This is a genomic window from Deltaproteobacteria bacterium (genome assembly GCA_016210005.1).
Taxonomy (GTDB): domain Bacteria; phylum Desulfobacterota; class Binatia; order HRBIN30; family JACQVA1; genus JACQVA1.
Window position 1 is genome coordinate 1 of record JACQVA010000147.1, and the last position, 24,824, is coordinate 24,824.

Annotated in this window: 18 protein-coding genes; 15 read left to right on the plus strand and 3 right to left on the minus strand. The window is 66.6% G+C overall.

Translation table 11 applies throughout. From position 1 onward, the window contains the following. Positions 1-606 precede the first annotated feature (606 nt). The 9 genes from HY699_14055 to HY699_14095 all read left to right on the plus strand — a co-directional run bounded on the left by HY699_14055 (position 607) and on the right by HY699_14095 (position 12,193). Positions 607-1,275, plus strand: coding sequence for an O-methyltransferase (locus HY699_14055; protein MBI4516929.1), 669 nt, complete (start codon positions 607-609; stop codon positions 1,273-1,275). Between the two features lie 112 nt (positions 1,276-1,387). After that, the gene (locus HY699_14060) at positions 1,388-2,848 is read left to right on the plus strand and encodes an aminotransferase class III-fold pyridoxal phosphate-dependent enzyme (protein ID MBI4516930.1); all 1,461 of its coding nucleotides are present in this window, start codon (positions 1,388-1,390) and stop codon (positions 2,846-2,848) included. 145 nt (positions 2,849-2,993) lie between these two features. Further along, positions 2,994-5,459, plus strand: coding sequence for a hypothetical protein (locus tag HY699_14065; protein ID MBI4516931.1), 2,466 nt, complete (start codon positions 2,994-2,996; stop codon positions 5,457-5,459). 271 nt (positions 5,460-5,730) lie between these two features. Continuing rightward, a complete protein-coding gene (locus HY699_14070) occupies positions 5,731-7,320 on the plus strand; it encodes an FGGY-family carbohydrate kinase (protein ID MBI4516932.1) in 1,590 nt (529 codons plus the stop codon). Between the two features lie 495 nt (positions 7,321-7,815). Then, positions 7,816-8,133 (plus strand): RNA-binding protein, encoded by a 318-nt coding sequence (locus tag HY699_14075; protein ID MBI4516933.1) that lies wholly within the window; start codon positions 7,816-7,818, stop codon positions 8,131-8,133. 58 nt (positions 8,134-8,191) lie between these two features. After that, the gene (locus HY699_14080; GenBank protein ID MBI4516934.1) at positions 8,192-8,539 is read left to right on the plus strand and encodes a hypothetical protein; all 348 of its coding nucleotides are present in this window, start codon (positions 8,192-8,194) and stop codon (positions 8,537-8,539) included. 1 nt (position 8,540) lies between these two features. Next, entirely contained in the window at positions 8,541-8,948 is a 408-nt protein-coding gene (locus tag HY699_14085) for a hypothetical protein (GenBank protein MBI4516935.1), read from the plus strand. 142 nt (positions 8,949-9,090) lie between these two features. After that, entirely contained in the window at positions 9,091-10,296 is a 1,206-nt protein-coding gene (locus tag HY699_14090) for a DEAD/DEAH box helicase (GenBank protein MBI4516936.1), read from the plus strand. A gap of 322 nt (positions 10,297-10,618) precedes the next feature. Then, positions 10,619-12,193 (plus strand): B12-binding domain-containing radical SAM protein, encoded by a 1,575-nt coding sequence (locus tag HY699_14095; protein MBI4516937.1) that lies wholly within the window; start codon positions 10,619-10,621, stop codon positions 12,191-12,193. 46 nt (positions 12,194-12,239) lie between these two features. Here the strand turns inward: HY699_14095 and HY699_14100 are convergent, their stop codons facing one another. The 3 genes from HY699_14100 to recO form a co-directional block, all read right to left on the minus strand. Continuing rightward, positions 12,240-15,146, minus strand: coding sequence for a pyruvate, phosphate dikinase (locus tag HY699_14100; GenBank protein ID MBI4516938.1), 2,907 nt, complete (start codon positions 15,144-15,146; stop codon positions 12,240-12,242). After that, on the minus strand, positions 15,143-16,471 hold the full coding sequence (locus HY699_14105; GenBank protein ID MBI4516939.1) for a glycine--tRNA ligase: 1,329 nt from the start codon (positions 16,469-16,471) through the stop codon (positions 15,143-15,145). Before HY699_14105 ends, HY699_14100 begins: the two co-directional genes overlap by 4 nt. 68 nt (positions 16,472-16,539) lie before the next feature. Further along, positions 16,540-17,304 carry a DNA repair protein RecO gene (recO, locus tag HY699_14110; protein ID MBI4516940.1) on the minus strand — a complete coding sequence of 255 codons (765 nt, stop codon included), beginning with the start codon at positions 17,302-17,304 and terminating at the stop codon, positions 16,540-16,542. A 123-nt stretch (positions 17,305-17,427) separates the two neighbouring features. Here recO and HY699_14115 point away from each other — a divergent pair, with 123 nt between their 5' ends. From HY699_14115 to larB, 6 genes are all read left to right on the plus strand, one after another. After that, positions 17,428-17,988, plus strand: coding sequence for a nucleotide exchange factor GrpE (locus HY699_14115; GenBank protein ID MBI4516941.1), 561 nt, complete (start codon positions 17,428-17,430; stop codon positions 17,986-17,988). A gap of 48 nt (positions 17,989-18,036) precedes the next feature. Further along, positions 18,037-19,965 (plus strand): molecular chaperone DnaK, encoded by a 1,929-nt coding sequence (gene dnaK / locus HY699_14120; GenBank protein ID MBI4516942.1) that lies wholly within the window; start codon positions 18,037-18,039, stop codon positions 19,963-19,965. A 136-nt stretch (positions 19,966-20,101) separates the two neighbouring features. After that, entirely contained in the window at positions 20,102-21,223 is a 1,122-nt protein-coding gene (dnaJ, locus tag HY699_14125; GenBank protein MBI4516943.1) for a molecular chaperone DnaJ, read from the plus strand. 47 nt (positions 21,224-21,270) lie between these two features. Beyond that, the gene (locus tag HY699_14130; protein ID MBI4516944.1) at positions 21,271-22,941 is read left to right on the plus strand and encodes a penicillin-binding protein activator; all 1,671 of its coding nucleotides are present in this window, start codon (positions 21,271-21,273) and stop codon (positions 22,939-22,941) included. Between the two features lie 89 nt (positions 22,942-23,030). Then, positions 23,031-24,020: a thiamine-phosphate kinase gene (thiL, locus tag HY699_14135; protein MBI4516945.1), complete on the plus strand. Its 990-nt coding sequence runs from the start codon at positions 23,031-23,033 to the stop codon at positions 24,018-24,020. A gap of 25 nt (positions 24,021-24,045) precedes the next feature. Next, a complete protein-coding gene (gene larB / locus HY699_14140) occupies positions 24,046-24,810 on the plus strand; it encodes a nickel pincer cofactor biosynthesis protein LarB (GenBank protein MBI4516946.1) in 765 nt (254 codons plus the stop codon). Positions 24,811-24,824 lie beyond the last annotated feature (14 nt).

The following is a 24,824-nucleotide window of genomic DNA, read 5'->3' on the forward strand; positions in this document are numbered from 1 at the left end:
CCCCAATGTACAGCGAGCCGTTCCGTTTGCTGGCCAGGAAGTAAACGCAGAACTGCTTGTCCATAGCGCCAAACGCCAAACTGGATTCCCGCCTTCGCGGGAATGACGGCCCGCTTTCGCGGGAATGACGGCCATAACACCGAACCACGTTACCCACAAATTTGTCGCGCACCCATGTCGATTTCGTTCTCATCGGCGGACTAGCGCTGACCCTGAGGGGTGGTACGCGGGGACCCTCCGCGCAGTTCATGACCACTTCCCCTCTCTCGGAGCAGTCGCAGGAGCCGAGGCGGGACCCCGGAATCCGCTGCGCGTTCCGGTGAGCGCCCCCCACTACGCAAAATCGGCTACGAAACCAAGCATAGGCGCGTCCGGAGACAAGTCGAAAGCCGGCAGCCCACGCGCCGTCAATGGCGCCATGAAGTCGAGGTGATTCACCCCCGCCAGCCGGGCCGCTTGGCCGAGGGCGCGGCGCGAGGTGAACGTTTGCCTCGACTCCACGGTGCTGCTGCGCCTCGTGCTCAACCAGCCCGAAAGGGGTTGCGCTGAGGGTGGCGTGCCGGCGCAACTTCGCTATGATTGCGACACTGGCGGGAGGGCCAGCGAATGGACACCAAGTACACGGCACTAACATCGGAGCTGTACCACTACCTCGTTGATCACGGCACGCCGCGCGAGTCGGTGCTTACCGAGCTGGCGCAGGAGACCGCTGAGCTCGGGCCGCTCAGCTTGATGCAGATCTCGCCCGAGCAGGGCGCGCTGATGACACTTCTAGTGCGCGCCATCGGCGCACGCTCGGCCGTCGAAGTCGGCACCTTTACCGGCTACAGCGCCATCTGCATCGCCCGCGGCTTGGCCCCCGGCGGCCGCTTGCTCTGCTGCGACGTCAGTGACCAGTGGACCAGCATCGCCCGGCGCTACTGGGCGCGCGCCGGACTCGCCGACCGCATCGAGCTGCGCCTCGCCCCCGCACTCGAGACGCTGCGCGCGTTGCCCGTGGCGCAGACCATAGACTTCGCCTTCGTCGACGCCGACAAGCTCGCCTATCGCGCCTACTACGAAGAGATCCTGCAACGCCTGCGGCCCAACGGCCTGATCCTCTTCGACAACGTGTTGTGGATGGGACAGGTGACGGATCCGCACGACACCTCCGAGGACACCACCGCGATGCGCGCCTTGAATGATTTGCTGGCAGCCGACCCGCAGGTGCAGACAGTCATGCTGCCGGTGTCGGACGGCCTGACCATCGTGCGCAAGCGGGCCACGGACGAGTGAATTCCGCCGTTGCCGCGAGAGCCGCAACAACCTCAGGCATGCGCCGGTCGCGGTGGCGGGTGCAACTGCGCCATCAGGTCGAGCCTGCAACCAAGCTCAGAGGAGAAACGCGATGACTGACACCCGCCTGTACGCCATCTCACAATGGCCCGACACGGATGAGCTGATCACCAAGGGCAAACAACTGGTGGCCGAGCGGCCACGGCCGGTTCGGCGCGACCGGATGCAGGACTACCTCAACTACTTTGAAACCCGCTGCGCGCGCTCCAAGTCCTCGACGGCGGAAGCCGCGAAGTACATCCCCGGCGGCGTGCAACACAACCTCGCGTTCAATTACCCCTTCCCGCTCAACATCGCGCGCGCCGACGGTGCCTATCTGTGGGACGTTGACGGCAATCGCTACATCGACTTCCTGCAGGCCGGTGGCCCGACGGTGCTGGGTAGCAACTACGCCCCGGTGCGCCAACGGGTCATCGAGGTCCTGAACCAGTGCGGGCCGGTGACCGGCCTGTTTCACGAGTACGAGTACAAGCTCGCCGAGCTGATCAACCGGCACATGCCGAGCGTGGAGATGTTTCGCATGCTCGGCAGCGGCACCGAGGCGTGCATGGCGGCCATCCGCGCGGCGCGCAACTTCACCGGCAACACCAAGATCATCAAGGTGGGCGGCGCTTACCACGGCTGGAGCGACCAGCTCGTATTCGGCACGCGCATCCCCGGTAGCGGCACGTTCGAGTCCGCCGGCATTCCCGAGAGTACGCTGCAACACACGCAGGAGTTCTACCCCAACGACCTCGACGGCGAAGCCGGCCTGCGCGCGCTGCTCGAACGCAACAAGTCGCAAGGCGGCACGGCGGCCGTCCTTGTCGAGCCGCTGGGTCCGGAAAGCGGCTCTCGCCCGGTGCAGCGCGATTTCAACGCGCGCGTGCGCGCGCTGTGCGACGAATACGGCGCGCTACTCGTCTTCGACGAAGTCGTCACCGGGTTCCGCATTGGACTCGGTGGCGCGCAGGGCTACTTCAACGTCAAGCCGGATCTCACGGTGTTCGGCAAGTGCGTCGCCGGGGGCTTCCCGGCAGCGGGCGGCGTCGGCGGTCGCGCCGACATCATGAAGACGTTCGCTGCCGGCATCGGTGGCGGGCAGCAGAAGACCCTCGTGGGTGGCACTCTCTCCGCGAACCCTTTGAGCGCGGCCGCGGGCTACTTCGCCATCCTCGAAATGGAGCGCACCAACGCGCCTATCCTTGCCGGACAAGCCGGCGACAAGCTGTGCGCCGGCCTGCGACAGGCGATCGACGCACTCGACTTGCCGTTCTTCGTATACAACCACGGCTCCATCCTTCATCTCGAAACCCACGGCGTGCTGTTGCTCGACGTGAGCGATCCGGAGTTCTTTCCAAAACTCATGCAGCGGCGGAAGATCGCCGAGGAGATGGGCGCCGCGTACACCGCCGAGGGCATCATCACCCTCGCCGGCAGCCGGCTCTACAGCAGCATGGCCGACACGGACGAGGTGATCGAACAGGCCGTAGCCGGCTTCCGGCGCGTGCTGGAAAGCGTCGAAGGGGTGTGAGCAAAGCTTGATGGGACAGCTCAAGCGGCCGCGAGGCGCACCACCCGCAGTTTCTTGCACCGCGGCTCTGCCTTCCAGAGGCCGTACTGGACCTGCTGATGCCGATTGCGCTTGAAAAACGACGACACACTGACAATTGTCGCAGATGATGGCTATCGTACGCGCGCGATTGCTCGCGGCCCTTGTGGTCAGTTTCAGCGCGGTCGCGAGCCGCGCCGCGTTTGCAGAGCCCGTCGCTATCACGGCGAGTCCCGACGGGCCGTGTACGCTACGCGATGCCATCAGAACGGCGCAGAGCCGTACGCCCGCCGGCGGCTGCCCCGCCGGCAACGGCGTCATCGAACTGGCGACCAACGCCATATATCTGCTCACCGAAGTCGACAACGTCACGACCGACCTGGGCGTTGAGGCGCCCAATGGCCTACCGTCCATTACCGATATCGTCGTCATCATCGGTAACGGCGCGACGATTGCCCGGAGCAACGATGAACAAACCCCAGCTTTTCGGCTTTTCCACGTCGCCGCGGGAGGCAATCTTACGCTCGTCGAAGTCACGCTTCGCAACGGGCGCACGCCCGATCAACTCAACGACTGCATTGGCCACGGTGGCGGGATTTTCAACGCCGGGGTTCTTACCTTGGTGAACAGCGGCGTAAGTGGCAACGCTACCGGGAGCGGCAGTGATGAGGGCGGCAGCGGCGGCGGCATCTTCAGCAGCGGCATGTTGACCCTCGCAAACAGCACCGTAAGCGATAACACCGCGGGTGCAAAGGGCAGCGGCGATGGCGGCGGGATTTTCAGCAGTGGAACCCTGACGGCGGCGCACTGCACCATCAGCGGGAACCTCACCAGCAGGGGGGGCGCTGGTGGCGGTGCCGGCGGCGGCATGGCAAATTACGGCACGGCTACAATTGTCGATACCACAGTCGATCACAATGCCACCGGCTTCGGCGGCGCTGGCGGGGGCGGCGATGGCGGCGGCATCTACAACTTCGGCAGCCTCGCCCTGCGCGATAGCGCCATCAGCAACAACACAGCCGGTGGGAGCGACGACGGCGCCTCCGGAGTGGGCGGTGGGATCGCAAATATGCGCGCGCTCATAGCGGACAAAATCACGGTGACCAACAATCGCGCTGGGTTTTGCGCCGGGTGCAGCGGCGGGAACGGCGGCGGGATCAACAACAGCGGCTCGATGACGCTGACCAATAGCACCATCGCCGCCAATGCGGCCGGTCTCACCGGCTTCGTTGACGATTGGAGCGACGGCAGCGGCGGCGGCATCGCGAACGGAGGTGTCGCAACGCTCATTGCGTGTGAGATTCGCGACAACAGCACCGCCCTTACCGGAAGCGGTGGCGGGCTCAGCAACCAAGGAACGATGGACGTCAGCGGCAGCACCATCGTGGCGAATGCAATCCGTGACAGCCACGATAGGAGTCTTCCAGAGGGCAGACGAGCCGGATCCGGCGGTGGCGTGTCCAATTTCGGCACCCTGAACATCGATAGCAGCATTGTGGCCGAAAACGCCGCGGGCGATCACCTCAGAGTCGTAGATGACGGCGGTGACGGCGGCGGGATTTACAACCTGGGCCAGACTAGGATCATCGACAGCACCGTTCGAAGCAACCGCGCCGGCAACGGTGACGGCAGCGGCTTCGGTGGCAGCGGCGGGGGTATCTTCAGCAGCGGCATCCTGGTCATCAGTAGGAGCACCGTCGCCGACAATGCCGCAGGCAACGCCTCCTACGGCGGCAATGGCGGCGGCATCGTCAACGCCGCACAGGCGGAGATCGCCGCGAGTATAATTGCCCGTAACATCGCGGGTGCCGGTGACCTTGCCGGTGACGGTGGCGGGATACTCAACTCCGGGACGCTCACCGTGACCAACAGCACGGTCAGCAGCAACCGTGCCGGCAACCGCACCGACTGGTCCGGCGGCGATGGCGGTGGCATCGCCAACCGCGGCACGCTCACGCTCGCCAATGATACTGTCGTGGGTAACGCTGCCGGCGAGGATGGTGGCAGTGGCGGCGGCGTCGCCAGTGGCCCTGAGCCCGTCGTGCAAAACACCATCATTGCCGGGAATCTTGCCGACGGCGCCGGACCAGACTGCATCGGCACCGTCGCTTCCTCTGGCTACAACCTGGTTGGAGACGCCAGCGATTGCACCATCACCGGGGATCTCGCCGGCAACATCATCGGCGTCGATCCGCGGCTCGGGCGGCTGCAAAACAACGGCGGCGCCACGGACACGCACGCGTTGCTCGCAGGCAGCCCGGCAATCGACGCGGGTGACCCGAACGGCTGCGCCGACGCGAGCGAAACACTACTCCACACAGACCAACGCGGCGCGCCGCGTTCCACCGGCAGCGATTCGCGCTGCGACATCGGAGCATTCGAGTTCGGCGCCACCCCTGCGCCGTTCGTCTGTGTCGGCGATTGTGACCGTGACGGAACGGTGACTGTCGACGAACTTGTGCTCGGCGTCAATGTCGCGCTCGGTAACGCCCCTCTCGATGTCTGCGCTGCGGCGGACGCCAATGGCGACCGCCGCAACGACGTCGCGGAACTCGTGCGCAGCGTGAGCCACGCTCTCGCCCGCTGCCCGTGAGCATTCGGGCATTCGGTGTAATCTCAAGCGGTGACGACCTCGTGTGCCCGTCCCCGCAGGCATATCAGGCATATGAGAACGGCGAGTAGAAGCAAGGGGCCGAGCGCGGAGTCGCTGCGCGAGATTCCGGAGCTGGATTTCTCCAAGCTGCGTCGCGGCCGCAGAGGGAAGTGCAAGTTGGAGGGCTAATGATCTATGAGCGCAACCCAAGAGCTCGCAAGGCGCTGACCGGCTACGCGCCAGAGAAACTGTGACCTCCCGCGACGCATGCATCCTCGCCGTCGACCTCGGCACCTCGGGCTCCAAGGCGGCGCTGGTGTCGGTCTCCGGTGCAGTGGTCGGCTGGGAGTTCGAAGCCGTCGAGACGCTGTTGTTTCCCAACGGTGGCGCCGAGCAGGATCCGCACGCTTGGTGGAACGCCTTCCTACAGGTCTCCAAGCGACTCATCGGCAAGGGGCTGGTCGCGCCGGGGCAAGTCGTCGCGGTCTGCTGCAGCACGCAGGGCGAATGCACCGTCGCGGTCGACGCCGGCGGCCGGCCGTTGATGAACGCGATTCTGTGGATGGACATGCGCGGCGCGTCGCATCTCCAGCGCATCACCGGCGGCCCGATCCGGATCGCGGGCTATCATCCGCTGCGGCTGTGGCGATGGATTCGCTTGACCGGCGGCGCGCCCTCGCTCGCCGGCAAGGACCCGGCCGCGCACATGCTCTTCGTCAAGCACGAGCATCCCGACGTCTATGAGCGGACATTCAAGTTCCTCAACGCGCTCGATTACCTCAACCTGCGGCTCACTGGCCGCTTCGTCGCCACCTCCGATTCCATCCTGACGTCGTGGGTCACGGACAACCGCGACCCGTCGCACGTCGTCTACAGCGACGCGCTGCTGCATCGCTGCGGCATCGCGCGCGAGAAGTTTCCCGAGATCGTCAAGTGCACCGACGTCATCGGTAGGCTGCGGCCGGAGGTGGCCGCCGAACTCGGGCTCAGCGCCGACGTCGCCGTGGTCGCCGGCGCGATCGACAACACCGCCGCGGCCGTCGGCTCCGGCGCCGTGCGCGACTACGAGGCCCACCTGTACGTCGGGACTTCGTCCTGGCTCGCAGCTCACGTGCCGTTCAAGAAGACCGACATTGTGTCGGCGCTGGCTGCGCTGCCGTGCGCCGTGCCTGGCCGCTACCTGCTTACGGCGTTGCAGGCCACTGCGGGCGGTAACTTGAGCTTTCTCCGCGATCGCATTCTCTATCACCGCGATGAACTGTTGCAGGAGGAAAAGGTCCCGGACGTGTACAAGCTCATGGATCGGATCGCCGAACGCACCCCGGCCGGCAGCAACGGGGTGATCTACGCGCCGTGGATCTACGGCGAGCGCGCGCCGGTTGACGATGCCAACGTACGCGCCGCCATCTTCAACCTGTCGCTGGAGAACTCGCGCGCCGACATCATTCGGGCGATGCTCGAAGGCGTGGCGCTGAACACGCGCTGGTTATTGCGGCCGTTCGAGAAGTTTCTGCGCCGGCAGGTGCGAGCGATCAACCTGGTGGGCGGCGGGGCCAACTCGCAGGTGTGGTGCCAGATCTTCGCCGACGTGCTTGACCGCCCCGTTCGCCAGATGAAGGAGCCGATCCAGGCCAACGTGCGCGGCGCGGCGTTCATCGCCGCGGTCGGACTGGGGCTGCTGTCGTATGACGACGTCCCCGAACGCGCGGCGTGCCAGCACGAGTACACGCCCACGCCCGCTCACCGCGCGCTCTACGACCGCTACTTCGACGAGTTCGTGCAGATCTACACCCGCAACAAGGCCATCTACCGCCGTCTAAACAGCACTCGCCGCGCCGTCGCAGCCAGATTGCCCCGCTAGAGACTGCCCGGCGGCGGCCGCCGGCCCCTCGCGGCGATCAGCGCTCCCTAATCCAGCGCTAGCCGCCATCCACCTTGCCCCGCAATGATATCCGGAAACCAGCAGGGTGGGGAGCTGAAGCCAGCTGGAGACGGGCAGCCCTCAGTCCGCAGTGGGGACAACGCGACGGCAGAAGGCCGGCCGAGCCGAGGGTACGCCGTCTCCAGCCTTAGGCCGCCCGCCGTCAGCGCCGGATTCGGGAGATCTCCGGCGGTGTTGTGCAAGGGGCCCGGCCCTGCTATAAGGCGACCTCCCTACCTGATTGTCCGGCGCGAGAATCCGGCCTCCTGGATCTCCGGCTCGCCTCCCGCACCCACTTTCAGATAGACTCGGCGGCGGCAACAGGTGCTGTTGGCCGTGGGGCGTGGTCTCGTGAGTCCGCTGCGCCGGAACCCGACGAATGGGCGTCACACCAACTGGGCCGCCGCGGCGACCCCACAACCAGGAGAGTAGAACATGGGCAAGAAACTGTACGTCGGCAATCTCGGATACGACGTCACCAACAAGGACCTGGAGGATCTGTTCGCACAGGCGGGCGCCTGCGAGTCGGCTGCGGTGATCAGCGACCGCTTCAGCGGCGAGTCCCGCGGCTTCGGCTTCGTGGAAATGGCCTCGGCTGCCGATGCGCAGAAGGCGATCCAGCAGTTCGACGGACAGCCGTTCAAGGGCCGCTCTCTCAAGGTCAACGAGGCGCGCGAGCGTGAGAACACCCGCGGTGGCGGCGGTGGTGGTGGCGGCGGTGGTGGGGGACGCGGCGGTTGGACCCGCCACTAGGCACAGCAGCCGGCGCCGGCCGGGCGGCCTTGCCGCCCGCCGCGCCCCTGGAGCACGCATGTCATTCAATCACTTGCCGACCTCGAAGCCGGCCACCCGCCGCAGCAAGCAGGAACCGGTGTTTTGCGTTGGCTGGCGCGCCTTCGTCAACTGGCGGCACTCAGTCGGGCAGCCGCCAGCGCCGGTACCACTAGCGGACCAGCACGGCAATCCTTTGGCGAACGACCTGGCCGACGGCGAAGAGGTCGAAATCGTGGCTTGGCACCCGCGCGCGCGCGAGGGTGCCACCTACCAGGTCCGCCGTCTCGTCGATGGCCGTGAATGGTGGATCGCCGCGGTCTACTTGCGCCGCCAGCGCCACGTTGACGCGAGCCACACCCCGCCGGCGGAGGCGCCGCGCCGGTGACATGGCCGATTCAGCGGCACGCCTGCACCTGCGCCGCGAACTCGAGGCGCACTTGACCCGCTTGGGTTACTCGTGCGCGATGAAGCGCAGCGCGCTGTATGTGCCCGAGATCGTCCGCGTCAGCCCCGTGCGCGGCCGGATGGTGTATGGTGAAACCGTGCTGCGGCGTGATCTGCGCAGCCGGCGCTGTCACGAGCGGTTGCGCTTCTTCTCCGAGCGGCGCACGCGGCGGCGCAGCAGCATCGTGTTCTTCATCGGAGTGGCGCAAGCCGACGAGCCGGCGCTCGAAGCCTTGCTGGAACAGCTCGATATCCGCAGCCACTCACGAGGCGGTCATGTCTACGTGGTGCCGATCGCGGCGCCGCAGCGTAACCAGCGGCGTGGCACCGCGCGCGCCAAAGCCGGCTGACTCGTAGACGCGCCGGGCCCGCGCCGGCGCTCCGGTACTACGCGCCTCCCATCACGGGAGGCGCCCTGACAAAGAGGAAAGGACCTCACTACTCGTGAATTCAGCAGTTGCAACCTTCGAACAGCTGCCGCTCTCAGCGGCAATGCGAGCCGCCTTGCAAGCGGCCGGTTATAGCACCCCCACCCCGATTCAAGCCGGCACCATTGCCCCGGCCTTGGCCGGACACGATCTCGTCGGCGCCGCTCAGACGGGGACGGGCAAGACCGCCGCCTTCATCATTCCGGTGGTCGAACGCCTGCACGCGGCCCGGCGCGGCGGCGAGTACGGCTGCGCCTTGGTGTTGGCCCCGACGCGCGAATTGGCCGAGCAGACCCACGGCTGGGCGCAGCGCCTGGGCTGCGGCTTGCCCACCGCACTGGTGGTCGGCGGCGTCGCCTACGGGCCGCAGATCAGCGCCTTGCGCCGCCGCCCGGCCATCATCGTGGCCACGCCGGGACGCCTGGTGGACCACCTCGAGCGCCGGACACTGGCGTTGGCACAGGTGCGCATCTTGGTGCTCGACGAAGCCGATCGGATGCTGGACATGGGGTTTCGCCCGCAGCTCGATCGCATCATGCAAACGCTGCCGGTGCCGCGGCAAACGCTGCTGTTCTCGGCGACGCTGCCGCCCGATCTCGGCGCCATTGCCCGAATGCATCTGCGCAGCCCCGTCCGGGTCGAGGCCGGCCGCCAGGCGCTGCCGCCGCAACGCGCGACCCAGGACGTGTACTTGGTCGCGCACGAGAACAAGACGCCGTTGCTGCTGTCCTTGATCGGCCAGAATGCCGGCAATGTGCTGGTCTTCGCCCGCACCAAACATCGCACCGACCGCCTAGCCCGCAGCATCCGCAACGCCGGCCACGCGGTCGAGCGCCTGCACGCCGACCGCTCGCAGTCGCAGCGGCGCGAGGCCTTGGCCGGGTTTCGCAGCGGCCGCTACCGCATCTTGGTGGCCACCGACATCGCCGCGCGCGGCATCGACGTCGCCGGGATCGGCCGCGTGATCAACTACGATCTCCCTCAAACCGCCGAGGACTACGTGCATCGAGTCGGCCGCACCGCACGCGCCGAGGCTGATGGCCACGCCTCGAGCTTCGCGGCCCCGGAAGAACGCGCGCAATTGCACGCCATCGAGCGCCACCTCGGCCGGGCGCTGCCGCGCCAGGCCCATGCCGACGCGTGTACCCCGACCGCTGCGGCTCCACCCCGCTTCAAGGAGGTTCACCATGGCCAAGAAAGAGCCGTTGCCCCGATTCGGTCCCGGGCAGTGGGTTACGATTCGCGATACCGGCGAGCACGTCAAGGTTGAGGCGCCATGGTCGAGCGCGGCCGACGCCTACCGCGTCCGTTCGCGCAAGCGCGGAGTATTGTTCCTCGCCGAGGCCGCGCTCAATGAGGTAGCGGCGCATCCCGAAGCCCATCTTGGAAAGCACTGGAGCCGGTGCAAAGCCGCCGGCTGCGGCGCACCACTGACCCCCGATCTGCCGATTTGCGCGCGCTGCCATGGGCCGACCTGTTACTGCAGCCGCTGTCAGTGTGCCCGGCCCGCCCCGTCTGCGCCGCGTACACGAGCCCGGGCCGCGCTCGCCAAACCTGCCGCCAGCAAGGCCGCCGCCGGTGGGCGGTAAGCGATGCGCGTCATCCTGGTGCACATTCGCGATCCGCAGTTCTACGCGCTGCCGACCGAAGGCCGCGCCCGGAGCGGCAACCTGCGGGTGATGGGCTTCCCACCGATCGGTATCATGTCGCTCTCGGCCGTGCTCAAGCGTGCCGGCCACGACTGCGTCATGTTCGATCAGGCCAACCCGGAAACCCCCACCGCGACCATCATCGACGCTATCCGCCGGCAGCAGCCCGACCTCGTCGGGCTGAGCTTCTTGAGCACGACCAGCTACCCGTACGCGAAGATCCTGGCGCGCCAGATTCGCGCCGCCGATGCGCGCGTGCCGTTGGCCTTCGGCGGCGTGTTCGCCACCCTCAACGCCGAGCGGGTCAAACAACAGTGCCCGGAGGTGGACTTCGTCTGCCGCGGCGACGGCGAGCAGTTGATCCTCGATCTGCTCGAGCGCCGCGATGATCCCGGCGAAGTGGCGGGGCTGACCTGGGCCAAAGACAGCGCGGTGGTTCGCAACCCAGACCGGCCCCTGGATCGCGCCCTCGACCAGTGGCCGTTTCCCGATCGCGAGAGTCTCCCGCTCGACTTCATCGAGTCGATGCCGCTCGATGTGCCCGCGGTGCTGTCGCTCGAGCGCTTCACCACCATGCAGACCTCGCGCGGCTGCCCCTGGCGGTGCACCTTCTGTGACATCCCGATCTTCAATGAAGGCAAGTGGCGCTCCCGCAGCCCACAACACGTGGTGGCGGAGTTCGAGCACTTGCAGCGGCAGGGCTACGGCACGGTCTATTTCGTCGACGATCACTTCCTGTTGCAGCCGAAGCGGATCGAGGCCATCTGCCGGGGCCTGGCGGCCGCCGGGACCACCATTCAGTGGGGCTGCGAGGGCCGCGTCGATTCGAGCGTGCAGCACCTCTTTCCGGCCATGGCCGAGGCGCATTGCCGCACGCTGATGTTCGGGATCGAGAGCGGCAGTCAGCCGGTGCTCGATCGCTTGAAGAAAGAGCAGACGCTGGCCGAGGTCGAAAGCGCGGTGACCAGCGCGAAGCGCGCCGGCATCGAGATCGTGCACGGTTTCTGCGTGGTCGGCATTCCGGGCGAAACCGTCGCCGACATGCGCGCCACCTTCGCCTTCGCGGCCAAGCTGCCGCTGGACACCTTCGCCTTCAACCGCTTGTGTGTCTACCGCGGCACGCCGCTGTGGCAGGAATACGTCGAGCGCGGCTTGGTCAACGACGATGCCGACTGGTACAAGTACTTCAAGTGTTCGGAGATCGACCCCACCTGTTTGCCGGGCGAGGTCATCAACGCTGAGCGCAATGCCGGGCTGCGGCGGCTCTTCGGCTACAAACTGATGCACTACCCGCTGCAAACCCTGCGGCTGCTGCGCCGCTTCACCCGCCACATGAAGCTGCGCGACGTCGGCTACTTGATCATCAAGCCGTTTCTCGGCAACAAGAGCGGCCCGACCAGCAACGAAGTCTTGTCACGCACGGTTGAGCACGGTGCGCGCAAAGACGCGGCCGCCGCCCTCACCCAGGTGCCGGACGCCACCCCCGGCGGCGCCGATTTGCAGCTCCCGGCCTCATGATTGCCCAGCAGTTTCCGGGCGCATGAAAGCCGCGCGCGGCCGCCGCTCAAGCTTCGCTCTCGCTCTGGCTTGCGCTCAAGGCGGCGTGGGCCGCCGCCAGCCGCGCGATCGGCACCCTAAACGGCGAGCAAGAGACATAGTCGAGCCCGATGCGGTGACAGAACATCACCGAGGCCGGGTCGCCACCGTGCTCGCCGCAGATACCCAGCTTCATCCCCGGCCGGCTCCGCCGTCCTTGCTCGGCGGCGATGCGCATCAGCACGCCGACGCCGCCCTGGTCGATCGATTCGAAGGGGTCCTTGGCATAGATCTCGAACTGGCCCACGTAGGGCACCAGGAAGCGCCCGGCGTCGTCGCGCGAGACCCCCAGCGTCGTCTGCGTCAGGTCGTTGGTGCCGAAGGAGAAGAACTCGGCCACGGCCGCGATCTCACCGGCGGTGAGCGCGCCGCGCGGGATTTCGATCATGGTGCCGACGGCATACTTGAAGCGCGCGCCGCTTTCCTGCATCACCGCCGCCGCCACCCGGCGCACGATGTCGGCTTGCAGCTTCAGCTCTTTGACGTGACCGACCAGCGGGATCATCACCTCGGGTTCGACCTTGATGCCGTCGCGGCGGACGTTGGCGGCGGCCTCAAAGATCGCGCGCGCCTGCATTTCGGTGATCTCGGGGTAGATGATGCCGAGCCGGCAGCCGCGGAAACCCAGCATCGGATTGAATTCATGCAGCGCCTCGACCCGCGCGCGCACGCGCTCGACGGCAATGCCCATCTGCGCCGCCAGTTCCGCCTGCTCCCCGGCCTCGTGCGGCAGGAACTCGTGCAGCGGCGGATCGATGGTGCGGATGGTCACCGGCTTGCCGTTCATCTCCCGGAAGATGCCTTCGAAGTCGCTGCGCTGTAGCGGCAACAGCTTGGCCAGTGCCGCCCGGCGTTCAGCGGCTGATTCGGCCAGAATCATCTCGCGCATGGGTCCGATCTTGCCTTCACCGAAGAACATGTGTTCGGTGCGGCAGAGCCCGACGCCTTCAGCGCCGAAGGCCACCGCGTTGGCACACTGATCGGGCTGATCGGCGTTGGCGCGCACCTTGAGCTTGCGAGCGCGATCGGCCCACGTCATCAACTGCGCGTACTGCTGGAAGACCGGCGCGTCGGCCGCAGCCAGCGACTTGTCCACCAGCACCCGTACCACTTCGCTCGGTTCGGTGTCGATGTGGCCCTGGAAGACTTCGCCGGTGGTGCCGTCGATGGAGACGTCATCGCCCTCGCGAATGACCACTTCGCGCCCGTTTACCCGCAGCTCGCGGGCGCGGTAGTCGAGCAGCAGCGACTCGCAGCCGGCGACGCAGACCTTGCCCATTTGGCGGGCGACCAGCGCAGCGTGGCTGGTCATACCGCCGCGCGCGGTCAGAATGCCCTGCGCGGCGGCCATGCCGCTGATGTCTTCGGGCGAGGTCTCGATACGGACCAGGATGACTTTCTCGCCGCGGCTGGCGGCAGCCACGGCATCCTCGGCGTTGAAATAGACCTTACCGGTGGCGGCGCCTGGGCCAGCGTTGAGCCCCTTGGCAAGAAAGCGCTGCTCGCGCACGGCGCGTTCCTTCTCCGCGGCCAGGAACGTCGGACGCAACAGGTGGTTGAGCTGCTCGGGCTCGACGCGCAGCAACGCCTGAGGGGGCGTAATCAACCGCTCCTTGACCATATCGAGCGCGATCCTGATCGCGGCGGCACCGGTGCGCTTTCCCACCCGGCACTGCAGCATGTAGAGCACGCCCTGCTCGATGGTGAACTCGATGTCCATCATATCGCGGTAGTGCCGCTCGAGCGTGCGGCGCACTTTTTCGAGCTGCTGGTAGATACGCGGGTTCTCGTCCTCGAGCGCGGCCATCGGCAGTGGCGTGCGAGTGCCGGCCACTACGTCCTCGCCCTGGGCGTTCATCAGGAACTCGCCGTAGAAGATGTTCTCGCCCGTGGCGGCATCGCGGGTGAAGGCGACGCCGGTACCGGAATCCGCGCCCATGTTGCCGAACACCATCGCCTGCACGTTGACCGCTGTGCCCCACGACTCCGGGATGGCGTTGAGCTTGCGGTAAGCAATGGCCCGGTCGTTGTTCCACGAACCGAACACCGCACCGATGGCACCCCACAGTTGCGCCTGCGGATCCTCGGGGAACTCGACGCCTTTGCGCTCGCGGATGGCGGCCTTGAACTCGCCGACCAACTCGCGCAGATCACCGGCGCTCAGCTCGGTATCCAGCGTCACGCCGCGGGCGGTTTTCTTGCGGTGGAGGATCTCTTCGAAAGGATCGCTCTCGTCTTTCGACTGCGGCTTCAAGTCGAGCACGACGTCGCCATACATCTGCACGAAGCGGCGATACGAGTCATAGGCGAAGCGCGGATTGCCGGTGCGCTGGATCACCCCCGCGACCGTTTCGTCGTTGAGGCCGAGGTTGAGGATAGTGTCCATCATGCCCGGCATCGAGGCGCGGGCACCCGAGCGCACCGAAACCAGCAGTGGGTTGGCCGGATCACCAAAGCGTTTGCCGGTGGCGGTTTCGACCTGGGCGAGGTGCTTGGCGACCTCCTCGCGCAACGCCGGCGGGTAGCTGCGTTTGTGAGCGTAGTAGTAGGTGCAGACTTCGGTCGAGATGGTGAAGCCGGGAGGTACCGGCAGGCCGAGCCCGGCCATTTCGGCGAGGTTGGCGCCCTTGCCGCCGAGCAGCGCCTTCATTGCGGCCCCGCCCTCGGCCTGGCCGCCACCGAAGGCATAAACGAATTTCGGGTGTTTGCCGGAGCGAGCCGCGCGCGCCCCCGCAGGCTTCGACGCCTTGCGGGCCTTTCCCCGCACCGCCTTAGCCGCTGGCTTCCTGCCCGTGGCTTTGTTCGCCACCGGCTGGCCTTTCCTCTGCTTAGAACCCGTGCTCTTCTCAGCTCGCTTCTTCGCCGCAGGTGTCATACCTCAATCCGTCGCCTCAGTTCGTCCACCAGGCGATCGATCGCAATGCGTTCCTGCTGCATCGAGTCACGATCGCGCAGCGTGACCGTGTTGTCCTGCATGGTTTGGTGGTCAACGGTAATGCCGTAAGGCGTGCCGATCTCGTCTTGGCGGCGATAGCGCCGTCCGATCGACCCGGCCTGATCATACTGCACCACCCAATGCTGCTTGAGCAGATCGAGCACCTGCTGGGCCTTCTCCGGCTGCCCGTCTTTGCGCAGCAGCGGCAGCACCGCGGCCTTAACCGGGGCGATCCGCGGGTGAAAGCGCAACACCGCACGAGTCTCGCCCTCGGCGACGTCTTCGTCGTAGGCATCGACTAGGAAGGCCAACGTGGCGCGGTCGGCACCAGCGGCCGGCTCGATGACGTAGGGGACGAAGCGCTCTTTGGTTTCCTCGTTGTAATAGCTGAGCTCCTTGCCGCTGTATTCGGCGTGCCGCTTGAGATCGAAATCGGTGCGGTTGGCGATGCCTTCGAGTTCGGACCAGCCGAAGGGAAACTCGTACTCGACGTCGGCACAGCCCTTGGCGTAGTGCGCCAGCTCATCGGGCTGATGGTGGCGCAAGCGCAGCCGCTCGCGCCGAATGCCGTACTTGAGGTACCAGTTGAAGCGCTGGTCGAGCCAATGCTGGAACCAGTGGTCGTCTTCGCCCGGCTTGACGAAGAACTCCATCTCCATTTGCTCGAACTCGCGGGTGCGGAACAGGAAGTTACCGGGCGTGATTTCGTTGCGGAACGACTTGCCGATCTGGGCGATGCCGAAGGGAATCTTCTGGCGCGAGCTGTTGAGGACGTTGAGGAAGTTGACGAAGATGCCCTGCGCGGTCTCTGGGCGCATGAAGACGACGGCGGCGTCTTCCTCCACCGGACCCATGAAGGTCTTGAACATCAGGTTGAACTGCCGCGCCTCGGTCAGCTCGCCGCCGCACTCGCCGGGATGCTTCGAGGGCTTCTCCGGGCACTGGCAGTCCATCAGCTTGTCGGCGCGGAAGCGCTGCTTGCACTTTTTGCAGTCGACCAGCGGATCGGTGAAGCCGGCGATATGGCCCGAGGCTTCCCACACCCGCGGGTGCATCAAGATGGCGCAGTCGATGCCGACGATGTCGCAGCGGCTGCGCACCATATCGCGCCACCAGGCGTCCTTGACGTTGCGTTTGAGTTCGACCCCGATGGGGCCGTAGTCCCAACAGCTCGCCAGGCCGCCATAGATCTCGCTCGATTGAAACGTGAACCCGCGCCGCTTGGCGAGATTCACGACCTTTTCCATCGTTACGTTGGTTGACATCTGTGCCCACTAGAAGCGGCTCGGTGTAGCACGCGCTGCCGGGGGCGGCAACGTGGGGTGCGGCGCCGCTAGCGTCGCGGCGCGGTCAGGCTGGCAATCAAGCCCACCGACTTCAACGGCCGAGCCACGTGCAACGCCAACAGGCGTGCCAGCACTTGCGCCGCTTCGGCCGCTACCGGCGCCGGCAAACGCAGCGCGGCGGCTTCGCCCAGCGCGCTTTGCTTCAGCCGGCCGAGAGCGGCGATGGTGGCGCCCTCGAGCGGCAACCACGACCGCTCCGCCGACCGGCAAGGATCGCAAACGAAATCCCCTTGCAGTGGATCGAGAAAGACTCTGGCCGCATCCGCCAGCGGCCGGTGGCATCCCGCACAGGTCTCACAGTGGGGCTCGTAGCCGGCCAGCTGCAGCAGGTGGAGCTCGAAGGCACGCAGGAACGCGGCGGTGGCGCTGCCATGTTCCAAGGCGCTCAAGGCGCCGGCGAGTAGGTCGTAGACCTCGCTGACCGCATGACCCTCGCCCGTCAGTTGATCCACCAGCTCGATGAGATAGCTGGCGTAAGCGAACTTCGCCGGCTCGGCGAACGCCGTTGCCGGCCCGAGCAGGTCGCAACTCTCCATGAACACCAGGCCGGCCGCCGGCCGGCTGCTAAAATAGACCCGCACGCGGGTGAACGGGTCGAGGCAGTTGGCAAAGCGCCGGCGCGAGTTCTTGGCCCCCTTGGCAATGCCCGTGAGCTTGCCGAAGTCGCGGGTCAAGAAGGTCACTATCTTGTCGCTCTCGCGGTAGACCCGGCTCCGCAGGATGACCGCCAAGCTGGCCTGCGCCGGCCGCATGCACCGCAACTAAGCATCGGCCGCTCACCTTGACAAGGGAATGGCCCGTCATTAGCTTCCGCCGGCTGCTGATCTGGCCCCACACAGTGGCCGCCCATCCGCAACCCGACCACGAGGAGGAGCATGAGTCCGGAGGATCAACCCAAGCCCGAGCCTCCCGACGCGCCGGCCCCTGAGTCCGAACTCGAACAGGTGAAGGCCGCGCTGGCGCAAAAGGAAGGCGAGGCCAAGGAGCATTACGACCGCTACCTGCGGGCGGCGGCCGATCTCGATAATTTCCGCAAGCGCTCCCAACGCGAACGCGCCGAGTTGATGCGCTTTGCCCAAGAACCGCTCATCCGCGACCTGTTACCGGTGGTCGACAATCTCGAACGCGCCGTCAGCCACGCGCAGGGCGGTGGCGACGGCCAGCAGCTGATCGAGGGGGTCTCCCTGGTACTGCTTGGTCTGCTCGACCTACTGGCCAAGCACGGCGTCGCCCGCATCGATGCCGGCGGCCAGCTCTTCGATCCAGCCCGACATGAAGCTCTAGCCCGAGTCGAATTGCCCGACGAGGAACCGAACCGCGTGGTGGAACAGTACCAACCGGGCTACCTATTGCACGAACGGCTGCTGCGGGCGGCTCAAGTCACGGTTTCGGCCCGGCCCTGCAAGCCGGTTGCCAACGGCGAGAACGATGATTAACCCCAGCCATGCCCGGCATGAAGCTGGCCACGAAAGCGAGGGCCTTACATGGCTAAAGTGATCGGCATTGATTTGGGAACGACGAATTCCTGCGTTGCCGTTATGGAAAGCGGCGACCCGGTGGTTATCGCCAACTCCGAAGGCGGCCGAACAACCCCGTCGGTGGTCGCGTTCACCGATTCCGGCGAACGGCTGGTGGGGCAGATCGCCCGCCGCCAGGCCATCACCAACCCCGACAACACCATCTCTGCGGTCAAGCGCCTCATCGGCCGGCGCTTCGACGACTCCGAGGTCCAGAAGGCGATCAAGGTCTCGCCGTTCAAGATCGTGCGCGGAGACAACGGTGATGCCTGGGCCGAGATCCGTGGCAAGAAGTACAGCCCGGCGGAAATCTCGGCCTTCGTCCTCCAGAAGATGAAACAAACTGCCGAGGACTACCTCGGCGAGAAGCTCACCGAGGCGGTCATCACCGTACCCGCCTACTTCAACGACAGCCAGCGCCAGGCCACCAAAGACGCCGGCCGCATTGCCGGCCTCACCGTGCTGCGTATCATCAACGAACCCACCGCGGCCTCGCTGGCCTACGGGCTGGACAAGAAGAAGGATGAAAAGATCGCCGTCTTCGACCTCGGCGGCGGCACCTTCGATATCTCGATTCTCGAACTCGGCGACGGCGTCTTCGAGGTCAAGTCAACCAACGGCGACACCTTCCTCGGCGGCGAGGACTTCGATCAGCGCATCATCGACTACCTCGCCGACGAGTTTAAGAAGGACCAGGGCATCGATCTGCGCAAGGACCGCATGGCGCTGCAACGGCTCAAGGAAGCCGCCGAGAAGGCCAAGTGCGAGTTGTCCTCCTCGATGGAGACCGACATCAACCTGCCCTTCATCACGGCTGATCAGAGCGGGCCCAAGCACCTCAACATCAAGCTGACGCGCTCGAAGCTCGAAGCGCTGTGTGCCGATCTGCTCGATAAGCTCGACAACCCGTGCGTGACCGCGATGAAGGACGCCGGCTTGCGCGCCAGCGATATCGACGAAGTGATACTGGTCGGCGGCATGACCCGTATGCCGGCGGTCCAGGCGCATGTCCGCAAGCTTTTCGGCAAGGAACCCAACAAGGGCGTCAACCCGGACGAAGTGGTTGCCGTCGGCGCCGCCATCCAAGCCGGCGTACTCAAGGGCGAAGTCAAAGACGTGCTCCTGCTCGACGTCACCCCGCTGTCGCTCGGCATCGAGACCCTCGGCGGCGTCTTCACCAAGCTGATTGAGAAGAACACCACCATCCCGACCAAGAAGAGCCAGATCTTTTCCACCGCCTCCGACAACCAGAGCGCGGTCACCATCCGGGTCTTTCAGGGCGAACGCGAAATGGCGGCCAACAACAAGCTGCTCGGCCAGTTCGATCTCATCGGCATTCCGCCTGCGCCCCGCGGCGTGCCGCAGGTTGAAGTCACCTTCGACATCGACGCCAACGGCATCGTCCACGTCCATGCCAAGGACCTCGGCACCAACAAGGAGCAGTCGATCCGCATCACCGCCTCCAGCGGCCTGAGCGAGGAAGAGATCAAGAAGATGGTCCGCGACGCCGAGGAACACGCCGCCGAGGACCACAAGCGGCGCGAGACGGCCGAGGCCCGCAATCAGCTCGACAGCCTGGTCTACACCACCGAGAAGACCCTCAAGGAACACGGCGAAGCACTCGATGCCGCCGCCAAGGGCAGCATCGATCAGGCGCTGGAGCATGCCAAGAAGGTGCTCGAAGGTGACGACGCGGCCGAAATGAAGACCGCCTTCGAGCAGCTCAGCACCGCCTCGCACAAGCTCGCCGAGGCAATGTATGCCAAGGCCGCGCACCAAGCCGGCCCGGGCGGCGATGGCGAGGCCCATCCCGGCGACAGCGGCCCCGGCCAGGAAGCCGGCGGCAAGGGCAAGAAGGAAGACGTGGTCGACGCCGACTTCGAGGAGGTCAAGTAGCCGGCAGCACTCAGCCCATGGGCGCAAAAGCCCTCCCTCGACTGCGAGGGAGGGCTTTTGTATTTGCTGATTACCCTATCGGCGAGGCCTGATCTGCGATATGCGATGACCATTCCCCCGCGCTATACGATAAGCAATCCCAGTGGCCCAGAAACGTGATTACTACGAGGTGCTCGGTGTCAGCCGTAGCGCCAGCGAGGACGAGATCAAGAAGGCCTATCGCAAGCTCGCCCTCAAGCACCACCCCGATCGCAACCCCGGCGACAAAGCCGCGGAAGAGCGCTTCAAAGAGGCCTCCGAGGCCTACCAAATGCTGAGCGATGCCGACCGCCGAGCGCAGTATGATCGCTTCGGCCACGCGGCCTTCGAACAGGGCATGGGCCCGGGCGGCTTCGATTTCGCCGCCGCCGGGTTCGAGGACATCTTCAGTGACATCTTCGGAGACTTCTTCGGCGCCAGCCGCGGGCGCGGCCGCACCCGCTCCCGCCGCGGCGAGGATCTTCGCTACAATCTCGACGTCAGCTTCGAAGAGGCCATCTTCGGCGCCGATAAAACCATCTCGGTGCCTCGCCTGGTGGCCTGCGAAGCCTGCCGCGGTCAGGGCACCAAGGACGGTGCTGCCCGCTCCACCTGCTCCGCCTGCCGTGGCTCGGGACAGGTACGCTTCCAGCAAGGCTTCTTCACCATCGCCAAGACCTGCGGGCAGTGCAACGGCCAGGGCTCGATCATCAAGGATCCCTGCCGCCGCTGCGGCGGCTCCGGGGTGGCACGAACAACCCAGACCCTCAGCATCAAGATCCCGCCCGGTGTCGACACCGGCTCCCGCCTCAAGCTGCGCGGCGAGGGCGAGGCCGGACTCAGCGGCGGGCCCGCCGGGGATCTTTATGTCGTCCTCAACGTCGGCGAGCACCCGCTGTTTCGCCGCCAGGAGAACGAGATCATTTGCGAGGTGCCGCTCAGCTTCCCACAAGCCGCACTCGGCGCCGAGATCGAGGTGCCGACGCTCGAGGGCAAGGTGAAGATGAAGCTCGCGCCCGGCACGCAGTCGGGCAGCGTCTTCCGCCTCAAAGGCAAGGGCGTCCCCGACGTTCGCGGCTACGGCCGTGGTGACGAGCTGGTTCGCGTCACCATCGAAACCCCACGCAAGCTCACCGCTCGGCAACGTGAGTTGCTCGAGGAGTTCGCCAAACTCAGCGGCGAAGACGTGCAGCCGATGACCAAGGGCTTCCTCGATAAGGTCAAGGAAATGTTCGGTTGAGCCTTGCCCCAGGGGCCTCCGCACGAATGGAAATTGGGAGACCGGAGATGAGCGATGCACGACCGGCCAGCTTCCCGCAGCCGGTCCCGCGCGCGCCGGTTCCTCCGCGCTGTGCCGCTCCGCGATCGCCGCGTTGGCCGGCGTGGTTGGTCTTAGCTGCTCTCTTCACCGGCTGTTCCCCGCTCAACCAGCCCGCGCCAGCCACGGCTCCGGCCGTATTCACCCGCGCCGAGAACGCCTTGCAGCGCGGCGAGTACGAACGCGCGATCGATGCCTATCGCAGCTTCCTGCGGCAACCTACGGACGAAGCCTACGTCCCGCGTGCCTGGTACAAGGTGGCGCTGTGCCAGTACCGCCTCAAGGACTACCGCACGGCGCTCCAAACCCTCGATGAGTTGGCCGCCGGCTATCCCGCCAAGACCTGGCCGCAGGCCGAAGCGCTGCGCGGCGATGTGCATCTGGAACTCGACAACCGCGTCAGCGCGCTGCAAGCCTGGGCCGAGGCTTGGCGCGTGGCCGGCGAGCCCGAGCGCGCCGCTTTACGCCGGCGCTTCGACCGCACCATCGAAACGCTCGGCGAGACCGAACGAGCGCGCGCGCTCGAGCTGATTGCCGAGCCGGCGATTCGTGACTGGATCGAACGCCCCCCCGTACCCCCCGTACCCGCCGCCGGCACCCCGGCAGCGGCGCCGGGCCGGGCGCCGGCCGGCGTGCGCATCGGCTGCCTCTTGCCGCTCAGCGGCCGTTACAAGGAGTTCGGCGAGCGCTCGCTGCAGGGCATTCGGCTGGCGTTCGGCAGCGAACGCGATCGGCTGGTGGTCAAAGACACTAGCAGTGATCCAGAGGCCGCCGGCGCCGCCGTGGCCGAGCTGGCCGGCCGTACCGACGTGGTTGCCGTCATCGGCCCCTTGCGCGGCGAGGTCGCCGCCACCGTCGCCGCCTTGGCCGAAAGCGCGCGCCTGCCGCTGCTGCTGCTGGCCCAGCGCGAGGGGCTGACCGGCCGCTACGTGCTGCAGGCGGCGATGACACGCACACAGCAGGCCGAGGCGCTGGCGCGCCAAGCCCTGCGGCAGAGCTGGCGCCATGTCGCTGTGCTCGCGCCTGACGACAGATACGGCCGCGAGTTCACCGCCAAGTTCCGCAGCGCGCTCGAACACGGCGGCGGCCGGGTGACCTGGGCGGACACCTACGATCCGCGCCAGCGTGACGCCAGCGCGCCGATCGCGCGCGCCCGCGAGCGCCACGCGCAGGGTACGATCGAGGCCGTCTTCGTCCCCGACTCCGCTGCTGCCGCCACCGCCATCGGCACCGCGCTGCGCTCAGCCATCCCCGAGATCGCGTTGCTTGGCACGCACGAGTGGTATGACCCGGAGGAATTGGCGCGCGCCCAGCTCAATGGCGCCCTGCTCGTCACCGGCTTCTTCCCCGACAGCTCGCGCCCGGCCGCCCGCTTGTTCGTCGAGGCCTTTCGCAAGCAGCACCAGGCCGTGCCGGACATCTTCGCGGCGCAGGCTTACGACGCGGCGGCGCTGTTGCGCGAAGTGCTGCAGCGCGGCGCCACCAGCCGCGAAGCCGTCGCCGACACGCTGCGCGGCCTGGAGCACGTCACCGGCGCCTCCGGCGAGCTGCGCGTGCGGGACGGTAATGCCACCCGAGCGCTCTATCTGCTGCGCCTCAACGCCGGCAAGCTCGAAGAAGTCGAGGCGGGCGAGCCATGATCGTGCGCCGCCGCCGGCTTGACGCTGCAACCCACTGTGGCTCAAGATGACCAACACCTGGCCGAACTTGTCGGTTCCGAGCTGATCTGATGCCGCTGCCGCGTGCCCAAACACTCAAAGCCCTCGGTGAGTTCGGCTTCCTCGATCGGCTGCTGCCGACCTTGGGACGCCGGCGAGATGTCATCGTCGGGCCGGGCGACGATTGCGCGGTGGTACGCTGCGGCTCGCGGCGGCTGCTCATCACCACCGATGCACTAGTAGAAGAGGTCCACTTCGAGCGCGGCTGGCTGACGCCCGTGCAGCTGGGGCGGCGCAGCCTCCTGGTCAATCTCAGCGACATCGCGGCCATGGGTGGCCGGCCGACCGCTTGCGTCATCAGCGTGGGCGTGCCGCCGAATTTTCCGGTGCGGGATTTGTTGGCAATCCATAACGGCATCAAATCCGCGGGGCGTGCCGCCGGTGTGGCAGTTGTCGGCGGCAACGTCACCGGCGCGGCACACCTGTTCATTTCGGTCACGGTTCTCGGCGAAGCCGGCCGGCGCATCATCACCCGCGCCGGCGCGCGCGCGGGCGATGAGATCTATGTCACCGGCACGTTGGGTGACGCCGCTCTCGGTGTGCGGCAGCTGCGCCAGGGCCAGCGCACCGGCGTCGCGGTGCGGCGCTACCGCGAGCCGCAAGCGCGGCTCACTGCCGGCGCGGTGTTGGCCCAACACAACCTCGCCTCAGCTATGATCGACATCAGCGACGGCCTGCTGCAAGACCTCGGGCACATCGCCGCGGCCAGCCGCTGCGGCGCTGTGGTCGAGGTCGATCGGCTGCCATATGCGAGCGCGCTGCGGCGCCTGCCGCCGGCGCAAGCCCTGCAGCTGGCGCTGCGCGGCGGTGACGACTATGAACTCCTCTTCATCGTGCCGGCGCGCCGGGTTGCGGCACTGGAGCAATTGCGCCGGCGGCTGGGCTGCCGCGTGACCCGCATCGGCCGCTGTCTTCCCCGGCGCTTCGGCGTCGAACTCGAAGGCGCCGGTCGCGAAGTGCACGTCCGCGGTGGCGGCGGCTGGGACCATTTTGCCTCATGACCCAGGCTTGGCCGCGCTGACCTTGATGAACCCCAATCGCTTGCGAGAGCTGCTGGAACAAGTCCGCCACGGGGCGCTGAGCCCTGACCAGGCGCTGGTACAGCTCAAGGGAATGCCGTTCGAGGACCTCGGCTTCGCCAAGATCGACCATCACCGCGCGCTGCGCAAAGGGTTTCCCGAAGTGATCTTCGGCGCCGGCAAGACCGCCGCGCAGATCGCCGAGATCGCGCTGCGCCTGGGCCAGGGCGAGCAGAACGTGCTGATCACGCGGCTGGAGGCGGCGACCGCGGCGGCGGTGTCGGCGGCGCTGCCCGAGCTGCTTTACAACGAACACGCGCGGGTGGCGACGCTGCTGCGCCACCCGGTGGAAATCACCGGGCGCGGCACGATTCTCGTCGTCTGCGCCGGCACTTCCGACCTGCCCGTTGCCGAAGAGGCGGCGCTGACCGCCGAGCTGCTCGGCAACCGTGTCGAGCGCCTCCACGACGTCGGCGTCGCCGGTATCCATCGCTTGCTCGCCCGGCAGGAGTTGCTCAACCGCGCCAGCGTGGTGATCGTGGTCGCGGGCATGGAGGGCGCGCTGCCGAGCGTCGTCGGCGGGCTAGTCGGCGTGCCCGTGATCGCGGTGCCGACCAGCATCGGCTACGGCGCCAGCTTCGGCGGCCTGGCCGCCTTGCTGGCGATGCTCAACTCGTGCGCCGCCGGCATCACGGTGGTGAACATCGACAACGGCTTCGGCGCGGGCGTGGCCGCCAGCCTGATCAACCGGGCGGTCGCCGGGGACAAGTAGCGCACCGGCGGCTG